The organism is Streptomyces shenzhenensis, assembly GCF_021462265.1.
GTDB classification, from domain to species: domain Bacteria; phylum Actinomycetota; class Actinomycetes; order Streptomycetales; family Streptomycetaceae; genus Streptomyces; species Streptomyces shenzhenensis.
Map to the genome: position 1 here is coordinate 216,685 of NZ_JAJONF010000012.1, position 9,599 is coordinate 226,283.

Here is a 9,599-nt window from a genome sequence, read left to right on the forward strand (position 1 = left end):
GAGCCGCCCGGTCAGGCCGGGCGGATCACGCGGTGGATCGCCGACTCCCCGGCGTTGTAGATCGACTCCTCGCGGATGAGCGCCCCCGGGCTCGGCGCGTGCACCATCGTGCCGCCGCCCGCGTAGATCCCGACGTGACTGTCGTCGTCGAAGAAGAAGATCAGGTCACCGGGCTCGACGGCGGCCAGCGGCATCGGGGTGCCGGCCATGCTCTGCTCCTGCGCGGTACGCGGCAGCGTCACCCCGGCGGCGCGCCAGGCGGCCTGCATCAGGCTGGAGCAGTCGTACGCCCCCGGCCCGGCCGCACCCCAGACGCACGGCCGGCCGATCTGCTCCCGCGCGAAGGCCAGCGCCTTCATGGCCTTGCCCGGCTCGGCGAAGGTGCCGGGCGTGGGCGCGGGGGCGGGAGCGCTGGGGGTCGGAGCCGCGAACTGCGCGGGTGCCGTCGGCAGGGGGGTGGTGGGGAGCGGAGCGGTGACGACCGGGGCGACGGTGGGCATCGCCATGGCGGGTGCGGGTGCGGGTGCGGGTGCGGGTGCGGCCATCATCGCTTCTGGCTGCGCCGGCATGGCCGCCGGCATGGCCGCCGGCATGGCCGCCGGCACGGGGGCCGCCATGGGCGTCGGCATGGGGGCCGCCATGGGCGCCGGCGCGGGTATCGCGGCGGCGGGCGGGGTCATCGCCGTCGGCATCGCGGCGCCGGCGTAGGCGTAGAGGGCGTTGGCGGGCTGCATGCCCGCGACGTAGGCGCCGGCCGTGTCGGCGGCGGGTGCCGCGGCGTAGGAGGCGGCCGGCGGGGTGGGGGCCATGGGCGCGGGGGCGGCGGGGGCTGCCGTGGCGTACGGGTACGCGCCGGTGGCGTAGGCGGTGTCGGCGGCGGTCTGGGGTACCTCGGCGTAGGCGACGGGCGCGTTCGGCGACATGACCCGGAAGCCGCCGGCGTCCATCGGGGCCGGGGCGGCAGCGGGGGCCGCGGTGGGGAAGGCGCCGCTGTTCGTGGGGGCGGCCGTCGGGAAGACGTCCGGGTTCGCGGGAGCAGCGGCCGGGAACACGCTCGTGCTCATGGCGTCCGCGGCCGGGAAGGGGCCCGAGTCGGCCGGGGTCGGCATCGGGAACGAGCCCGTGGCGCCCGGCGTCATGATGCGGAAGGACCCGGTGTCCCCCAGGGTCGGGGCCAGGGCCTGGGCGCCGCCCGCGTCCATGGGAGACGCGCTCTGATAGGTCCCGCCGCCCGAGCCACCCGGGGTCATGACGCGGAAGCCGTTGGAGTCTGCCGGGGGTTGGTTGGGGGTGGTGTCGGTGTGGCCCGGGGCCATGACGCGGAAGCCGTTGGAGTCTGCCGGGGGTTGGTTGGGGGTGGTGTCGGCGTTGCCCGGGGTCATGATGCGGAAGCCGTTGGAGTCTGCCGGGGGTTGGTTCCGGGTGGTGTCGGCGTTCCCTGGGGTCATGATGCGGAAGCCGCTGGAGTCCGCCGAGGCCCGGCTCCGGGAGTTGTCGGCGCCTCCCGGGGTCACGATGCGGAAGGTACCGGTGTCCGACGGGGACACGATCGGGATGCCGCCCGTCTCCGTCACCGCCGGGAGCGCGCGGGTGGCCGCGAGGGCGTCGGTCCGGAAGGAGTCGCTGCCGGTGCGCTGGCTGGGTATGCCGACGGCGGGAGCCTGCCACTGCCCCGCCGGGACCTGGGCCTCGGGCGTGGGCCAGGGGCTGGGGGCCGGCGGAGCGGGCTGGGAGACCGGGACCTGGGCCGGTTCGAGCGCGGCGATCGCGCGCTGCCCGGTGCGCTGGGACAGCACCTCGCGGGCCTTGGCGAGCTTGAGCTGGTTCTTGGTCTTGGAGGCACCCGGTGTGGGCCGTTGCGGCGCGGCGGCGGGCAGTGCCCTGGGCGCGCCCACAGGCCCCGCGGACCCCGCCGGCAGCGCCGCGGCGGGCCCCGCCGTCAACTCCGGTCTGGGGCGCGCCGGCAGCTCACGGACGACCTCGATCTCGCTCTGCGCGGACGGCCCCGCGGTCAGCTCCAGCCGGGACGGGCCGGAGTCCTCCAGCTGGGCGAGCAGGTCGGCCGCCATGGCGCTGACCGGCCGCCGCGGGCCGGTCCGCTCGGGCATCCGGTCGGAGGGCAGCGCGGCCGGGACGCTCGGTCCCAGCTTCGCGCGCGCGCCCTCGAACCACTCCCGGGCGATGTTGTCGAGGCCCGGGTCGTCACGGCGGGGCCGCTTGAACAGCGGGACACCGCGTGAGCGAGAGCCCCCGCTCGACGCACGGGTGGCGTTGTAGTTCCCGGTGGCGTTCTCGGCCTGGTCGTAGAGGCTGTCGATCCGCTGCCGAACCTCGTCACGGCTCTCGGGCGCCATTGAGGGGTCGTGCTCCTTCCGTACTCCGCCTACCGGGTTAGCTGTCGGGTTCGGGCGGTCGAATCCGGAAGGCATGCCCTACGGCCTCTGCCCTTGCGGACGGTCGGCCGATTCACCCCAGTGGTTCGGTTGGGTCCCCGGTTCCGGGTTCGCCCTGGGGGCACCGGACTCGGCGGAGGCCGCGCGGCCCGACGGGATTCGCCGGGGGGAGCCGAACGGCTTGACCGTCAACTTAGCCAACTTGTGTCACTCGTGTGAAGGTTGACGTGCGTAATGTCCGATACGTATTTGTGATGTTCGTCGTAGCGTTCGAACTCGACCGTACGGGAGGGCATTTCGCGCGCATCGAAGCACTTCCGCAGGGTCACCGAGCCGTTGCCGTCGGTCGCGTTTCCCCTGTTCCCCCTCGCTCCGGAACTCCCGCTTTCTATGAGGTCGCCGTGAATTCGCGGGTCTGTTGAACACGATGGCGCCACGGGCCGTATAGGGCCGGGGATTTCCATGTCCGGCCGCCCACGAGACGCGGGGGAACGACCTTGAGACGCAACAGGCGCAGGCGCCCGACCGGCGCACAACGCGCGACCTTCGCAGCGGTCGCCCTGATGCTCGGCGGCGCGGGACTGGTCGCGGTGAACGTCTACGCCTCGGCCACCGAGGGCGGCGGGGACCAGGCCCAAATCGCCACCGCCCATGTGCTGTCCGCGCCCACCGTCTACTGCCCCGACGTCGGCAGCCGCCTGACGGCGGTGCCCGAGGGAGCCCGCGCCGACGTCGACGGCGCACTCGCCGAGCTGGACCAGCAGGTCGCGGCCGCCTACCGGCAACTCACCCAGTCCGCCGCGGCGATCGAGCAGAACCCCGGCCTCGCCGACCAGACGATCATGAACCCGCTGAAGGAGAAGCGGGCCGAGTCGATCCAGCGCATCGCGGACGCCATCGCCCGCGAGGGCGGCCGCCCGCAGGGCCTTGCCGACCTCGCCGCCTGCACCCTGCGCTCCTCGAACCAGGGCGGCGCGCAGTCGGCGGCGCCCCAGGACAGTGCCACGCCGAGCCAGAGCGGGCAGGGCGGCGCCGCGCCGGCTCAGGGCACCGGCGCCGGAGGCCAGGGCGGCAACGGACCGGTCGCCGCGGACTACGCGGACATCACCTCCGTCCAGCCCGATGTCACCACCCCGCCCGCACGGCCCGGCGGCTCCACCGGCACCTTCAGCTCCAGCTGCGGCGTCAACGCGAACGGCCTGTTCAACTCGGACAACGTGATCGTCGCGCCCGGCGTCTCCAACGGCGCCCACCACTTCCACGACTACATCGGCAACCAGTCCAACAACGCCTTCGCCGGCGACCAGGACCTCGCGAACGCCGACACCAGTTGCGCCGACAAGGGGGACAGGTCCACGTACTACTGGCCCGTGCTGCGCCTGCAGAACGGCAGGCAGGAGCGGGACGCCGACAAGCCGGGCGGCGGCACCGAGGGCAACGCCGGGCAGATCGTCACGGCCAAGCAGGTCACGCTGACCTTCGAGGGCAACCCGACCTCCAAGGTCACCGACATGCCGCGGCTGCTGCGCATCATCACCGGCGACGCCAAGGCCTTCGTCAACGGCCCGGCCAACGCCAACGCCTCCTGGAGCTGCACCGGTTACGAGGACCGGCAGCTCAAGGACAAGTACCCGCTGTGCCCGGCGGGCAGCGACGTCGTGCGCACGTTCAGGTTCCAGAGCTGCTGGGACGGCCGGAACATCGACAGCGCCAACCATCGCACCCACGTGGCCTTCGAGGCTCCCGACGGCAGCTGCCCGGCCGGTTTCCAGGCCATCCCGCAGCTGGTGCAGCGCATCGTCTACGCCGTGGACGCGCCGAGCCTCGCGGACGGCGGCCGTACGGTCCCGCTGTTCGCGGTGGACTCGTTCCCCGAGCAGCTGCACAAGCCGGTCACCGACCACGGCGACTTCATCAACGTCTTCGACGAGAGTCTGATGCGGACGATGGTCGACTGCATCAACTCCGGCCGGACCTGCGGGGCGGGGGCCGGCGGGCAACCGCCGTCCCAGAGCGCGCAGCCGACCCCGAGCGAGACCGCGAGCCCGGTCGCCCCGCCGGCTCAGACGCAGAGCGCCGAGCCGTCCGGGCCGGTGACCGAGCGGCCGCCGTCCCAGCAGCCGTCGTCCGAGCCCCCGGCCGGCACCCCGGCCACGGAGACCGCCCCCGCCTCCGGCGGCACCGAGCTGCCGAGGGTCGACGCGACCGTGTCACCGACGAAGACGTCGACCACCAGGTCGTCGGGCGGCGGTGTGATCAGCAGGGCGACACAGCGGCCCGACACCGAGGCGCCGACCGGCACCGCCGCCGAGCCGACCGGCACCGCGGTCGCCGCCCCGGCCGGTCAGGAGACCCCGGCCACCGGCTCCCAGACGGAACCCCAGACCGAGCCCCAGGCCGTCCAGGGCGGTCTCGCCGAGAGCGGTGCCCACCTGTGGCCCGCGGTCTTCGGCGGGCTGCTGCTGGCCTTCGGGGCCGTGCTGCTGTGGTGGACCCGGCGGAACCCGGCCTGACCCCTCCCGCGCACCGCGCGGCGTGCCTGGGCGAGCTCGAACGCGGGAGCGTCTCGTCGTGCTCCGCGCCGTCGTGCCCGCCCGGGTGCGGTACGACGGGGGCCGTGCCGGGGGAGTACGGTCAGGGCCGGCTCCTGCTCGGTCCCGCCCGAGAGTTCGCCGGCGCGGACTGGCCGCCCCGCGCCCCGGGCATCCCGCCGCGGGTGAAGCACCGCTGTCCGGCCGGTGCCGGTGCCGCCCGTGGCGGCCACGGAAACCCGCGGGACCGCACGGGCGAAACCCCCGGCCGGCCCGCCGGTCGACGGGCCCTGTCACGGCGGGCCGTCCGCGGTGTCGCCGTCCGCGTGTCGCCGTCCGTGCCGGACGACGCGACGACCACCAGGACGGAAACCCCGGCCTCTTGGGACGGAAGCCCCCCGGCCGGCCCGCCGGTCGACGGGCCCTGTCACGGCGGGCCGTCCGCGTGTCGCCGTCCGTGTCGGACGACGCGACGACCACCAGGACGGAAGCCCCCGGCCTCTTGTTGACTCTATGTCATATTACTGAACCGTAACCCGACGGCTGCTACCGCCGGTAACGCATTGCTCGTTACCGTCGGGTAAACCGCACCCGCCCCGTCGGCCGCTCCGGGGACATCCGCCGCACCTCCCACGTCCAGCACGTCCAGGAGGGTTCCCCATGCCTGTCCGCACTCGCCTGCTGGCCACCGCCGTCGCCGCGGCCGCCTGCCTCTGCCTGCAGACCCTGCAGGCCACGGCCTCCCAGGCGGAGGTCTCCCGGGGTGTCACCATCCCGGCCTTCTACGACCCGCCGGCCACCCTGCCCGCCGCCGACGGCGCCGTCGTCCGCACCGAACCGCTACCGCTGGCCCTGAGCCTGCCGAGTCTGCCCGGCCCGCTGCCCGGCACCGCGACCCGGCTGATGTACAAGTCCACCGACTCGGCGGGCGGTCCCGTCGCCGTCACCGGCGCCTACCTCGAGCCGACCGCCCCCTGGCTCGGCCCCGGCGCCCGCCCCCTGGTCGCGCTGGCCCCCGGCACCATGGGGCAGGGCGACCAGTGCGCCGCGTCCATGGGCCTGGAGCACCCCCTGGTCCTCAACGGCAGGACGGTGTCCGTCGGTTACGAGGACCTGTCGGTCTACCGGCTGCTCGCCGAGGGCGTCGCGGTCGTCGTCACCGACTACGTCGGGCTCGGCGCGACGGACCGGCTCCACACCTACGTCAACCGCCTGGACGGCGCGCACGCCGTCCTGGACGCCGTACGCGCCGCCCGGAGCCTGCCGGGCTCCTCGGTCACCGCCGCCTCGCGGGTGGGCCTGTTCGGCTACAGCGAGGGCGGCGGCGCGACCGCCGCGGCCGCCGAACTCCAGCCCTCCTACGCCCCGGACATCACCCTGTCCGGCACCTACGCGGGGGCGCCGCCCGCCGACCTCACCGCCGTCACCGCCGCCATCGACGGCAGCGACCTGGCCGGCGCCCTCGGCTGGGCGGTCAACGGCTTCGTCCAGTCGGACCCGGCGCTGCGGCCGGTCGTCGACGCCCACCTCGGCACGGCGGGCCGGGCCGCTCTCGCCGACCTGTCGACGATGTGCGTCGGCGACGCGATCCTCGCCTACGGTTCCCAGCACAGCACCGCCTGGACCAACGACGGCAGCTCCATCTCCGAGGTGATCGGCGAGGAGCCGGCGCTCCAGGCCTTCCTCGGCGAACAGCGCATCGGCAGGACCGCGCCCGCGAGCCCGGTCCGGGTGGCGACCGGCGTCAGCGACGACCTCGTCCCGCACGCGCAGGCACGGCGGCTCGCCCTCGACTGGTGCGGCGAGGGCGCCGACGTCACCTACGTGCCGGTCGTCCTGCCGGACGCGGGCCGGGCCCTGCTCAACCACCTCGGCCCCCTGCTCAGCGACCAGGGCGACGCCATCGGCTGGCTCACGGCCCGGCTGTCCGGCGTACCGGCCGTCTCCAACTGCTGGACCATGCCCGCGCAGCCCTGACCGCCGGCCCGCCGGCGCTCGCCGTCGGCGGGCCCAGGCCATCGCAGGCCCGGACGCCGGCCGGCACCCGACGGAGTCGAAGCGCCCTTGTGCGAGCTCTCCGGCGGGCCCGGCATCGTGGCGGGGCCGGGAACCGGGCGCGACGCTCGCCGGCCTCCTCGCCGCGGGCACCTGGCCTGTCCGCGGGGTGCCGGTCACCCGGACGGACGAAGGTGCGGGCGCCGGAGCCAGGGCACACGATGGGAGCAGGCCCTGTCGTCGATCCGAGGGAGCGCCGGATGGCAGCGCAGCGCCGTGCCTGCGGGCCGCCCGCGGAGGAGATGCTGCGGGAGTGCGCCCGCGACGTGGTGGCCGTCGCCGAGGGCATCCGCGAGGTCTCCGCGCGCACCAGTTCCGTCCTGTTCGCCCCGGCGCTGACCGGTTCCGCGCGCCGCCACCCGCGCACCGGACTGGCCGCCCGCTGGGCGCTGCTGCGGACGCTCACCAACAAGCAGGGCCTCGGCGGCTCGGCGATCGTCGCGCCCGACGGCGTCGGTCATCTGCTCGGCGCGGCGGGAGAGGCGCTGGGCCGGGAGAGCCTGGCCGCGCTGGTGGCGGTCACCTCGCTGCGGCTCAGGATCGCCGCCGTCCTCCTCGACCACCCCGAGTTCGGGCACGACCCGGGGATGCGCCGGCTGACGGACGCCGTCACCGCCGACCGCGACCCGGAGGCCGTCCGCGCGCTGCGGGCCCTCTTCAAGGACCAGGGCGCCCAGCGCTCGCTGTCCGCGCTCGCCCCGGTCCTCGCCGAACTCCTCGCCATCCGGGGCCTGCTGGACGAGGACCCGCTGAGCGACGAGACCGCCTGGGCGCTGGCCGCCGGCCGGGAGCTGACCACCGGCCCGGTCAAGGGCCTCGACGGCTCCCACCTGTCCGGCACGGGCCAGGGCGAGGGCGCCGCCCAGGCCGTCGAACTGTCCGCCGAGGAGGCCCGGTCCATCGCCACCGATGGCTCCTTCCTCGGCTTCCTGCGCAACATCGACGCGCTCGCCGGCGACGGCCGCGTCCTCGTCCAGGAGGTACGCGGCCCCGACGGCGTGCTCCGGTACGTCGTCCAGGTCCCCGGCACGGCCCCCGGCCGCCCCCGCGACGACTCCCTGCAGGACTTCGCCGGCGCCTGGCGCAACCTGTTCCTGACCGACTCGCCGTACACCCGCTCGATCCTGCTGGCCATCCGGCACCACGGCATCCCGCGCGGCGCCGACCTCGCGCTGGTCGGGCACGGCGAGGGCGGGACCGCGCTGCTGAACCTCGCCCAGGACGACGACTTCTGCCGCGCCTACCGGGTCACCCACGTGGTCGCCGTCGGCGCGCAGGCCGACGACCGCCGGCCCGCCGACCCGCGCACCTGGGTCGCCGGCATCACCAACCGGCACGACATCGTCCCGGTCCTGGACGGCCCCGGCGCCCCGCACCCCAACCGGTACCGGGTCGACTACACCGGCCCCACCCGCGAGTTCCCCGGCTGCCACCTGCTCCGCGTCTACATCGACCACCTGGAGACCGTGATCCCGCAGGCCCGGGCCGACGTGGACCGGGCCCTCGCCCCCTACCGCGGCCCGGTGGAACGCACCCGCGCCTACCGGCTCGGGGACCGCGCCCGCCCGCCCGAGGGCTACCCCTTCCTGGCCGTCCCCACCACGAGCCGGGCCACCTCGGCGGGCCCGGTCGAGCTGCCGGTGCGCTACTACGACTCCTCCGCCGCGCACCTGTGCTTCCCGGTCGACACCGACGTGGCCCGCAGTCTGCTCCCGGACGTCACCTGGCTGGTCCCCGCCCGGCTCGGCCGCCGCGCCCTCGCCGTGCTCTCCGTCTACGAGCACCGCTGCACCACCATCGGCCCCTACACCGAGCTCGGCCTGTCGGTGTTGGTCGACGACCTGTGGCGGCCACGTGCGTACGACCTCGCCGCGGATCTGCTGCGCCGTGCCGACCTGCGCCGTACCGGGCGATACGTGGTCTCGCTCGCCGTCGGCACGCAGGAGGCACGGGCGGTGGCCGAGGAGGTCTGGGCCCAGCCGGCCGTGCGCGGGGACGCCGACGTCGATCTGCGGGGGCGGGATGTGCGGGTACACGCGCCCGAGCTGGGGGTCTCGGTCGAGGGCCGGCCGGGGCCCGGCGCCCGCTGTCCCGAGGCGGACTGGGTGTTCTACGGGCGTCGCGGCGAGAGCGTCGTACGCACCCTGGTCCGCGCCCACGGCAAGCAGCGCGTCCATGCCCGCCCCCGGCTGCGGCTGCGGCTCGACGGCGCCCACGGCCCGCTCGCCCGGCACCTGCAGATCCTCGAACTGGACGCGGTACGGCCCGGTTTCGTGCTGTCCAGCCCCCGGTTCGTGGCCCACAGAAGCGCCGGCGCGGTGCTGCCGCGCTAGGCATCCTCCGAGCACAGGTGAGCCCCATGGCGACCGAATCCCGTCCCACCGCCGCCCCCGAACTCCTCGCGTACGTGGACGGCCTGAGAGTCGACGCGGACCGGATGGACGGCTACGCCGGGCGCCTGCGCGGCGCCGCCGAGACGCTGGGCCACTGCGCCGAGGCGCCGGAGTGGAGCGGCGCCGTCCTGGAGCGGCAGGCGACGGCGTGTGTGACCGCGGCGATACAACTGCGGGCGGCCGCGGCCGCGTTGCTTGCACACGCGGCGGAGTGAGCGGTGGCCCCG

General features: G+C 75.2%; 5 protein-coding genes and 1 riboswitch. Of the genes, 4 read left to right on the forward strand and 1 reads right to left on the reverse strand.

Features of this window, described 5'->3' with window-relative positions; translation table 11 throughout:
• Window positions 1-11: 11 nt before the first annotated feature.
• Entirely contained in the window at window positions 12-2,354 is a 2,343-nt protein-coding gene (locus LQ326_RS47920; protein ID WP_268207232.1) for a C40 family peptidase, read from the reverse strand.
• A gap of 10 nt (window positions 2,355-2,364) precedes the next feature.
• A riboswitch (cyclic di-AMP (ydaO/yuaA leader) is annotated at window positions 2,365-2,539 on the reverse strand.
• 417 nt (window positions 2,540-2,956) lie between these two features.
• On the opposite strand from LQ326_RS47920, the gene LQ326_RS18555 reads away from it, so the two are divergent.
• From LQ326_RS18555 to LQ326_RS18570, 4 genes are all read left to right on the forward strand, one after another.
• Window positions 2,957-4,906: a DUF1996 domain-containing protein gene (locus LQ326_RS18555; RefSeq protein ID WP_234538180.1), complete on the forward strand. Its 1,950-nt coding sequence runs from the start codon at window positions 2,957-2,959 to the stop codon at window positions 4,904-4,906.
• Between the two features lie 678 nt (window positions 4,907-5,584).
• Window positions 5,585-6,901: a lipase family protein gene (locus tag LQ326_RS18560; RefSeq protein ID WP_234538158.1), complete on the forward strand. Its 1,317-nt coding sequence runs from the start codon at window positions 5,585-5,587 to the stop codon at window positions 6,899-6,901.
• Between the two features lie 278 nt (window positions 6,902-7,179).
• Window positions 7,180-9,312 (forward strand): hypothetical protein, encoded by a 2,133-nt coding sequence (locus LQ326_RS18565; protein ID WP_234538160.1) that lies wholly within the window; start codon window positions 7,180-7,182, stop codon window positions 9,310-9,312.
• Between the two features lie 26 nt (window positions 9,313-9,338).
• On the forward strand, window positions 9,339-9,587 hold the full coding sequence (locus LQ326_RS18570) for a hypothetical protein (protein WP_234538162.1): 249 nt from the start codon (window positions 9,339-9,341) through the stop codon (window positions 9,585-9,587).
• Window positions 9,588-9,599 lie beyond the last annotated feature (12 nt).

What these genes read in the sequence shown, in the direction of transcription:
- LQ326_RS47920 (WP_268207232.1), bottom strand. Translation starts at nt 2,354, where the DNA reads ATGGCGCCCGAGAGCCGTGACGAGGTTCGGCAGCGGATCGACAGCCTC.
- LQ326_RS18555 (WP_234538180.1), top strand. Translation starts at nt 2,957, where the DNA reads ATGCTCGGCGGCGCGGGACTGGTCGCGGTGAACGTCTACGCCTCGGCC.
- LQ326_RS18560 (WP_234538158.1), top strand. Translation starts at nt 5,585, where the DNA reads ATGCCTGTCCGCACTCGCCTGCTGGCCACCGCCGTCGCCGCGGCCGCC.
- LQ326_RS18565 (WP_234538160.1), top strand. Translation starts at nt 7,180, where the DNA reads ATGGCAGCGCAGCGCCGTGCCTGCGGGCCGCCCGCGGAGGAGATGCTG.
- LQ326_RS18570 (WP_234538162.1), top strand. Translation starts at nt 9,339, where the DNA reads ATGGCGACCGAATCCCGTCCCACCGCCGCCCCCGAACTCCTCGCGTAC.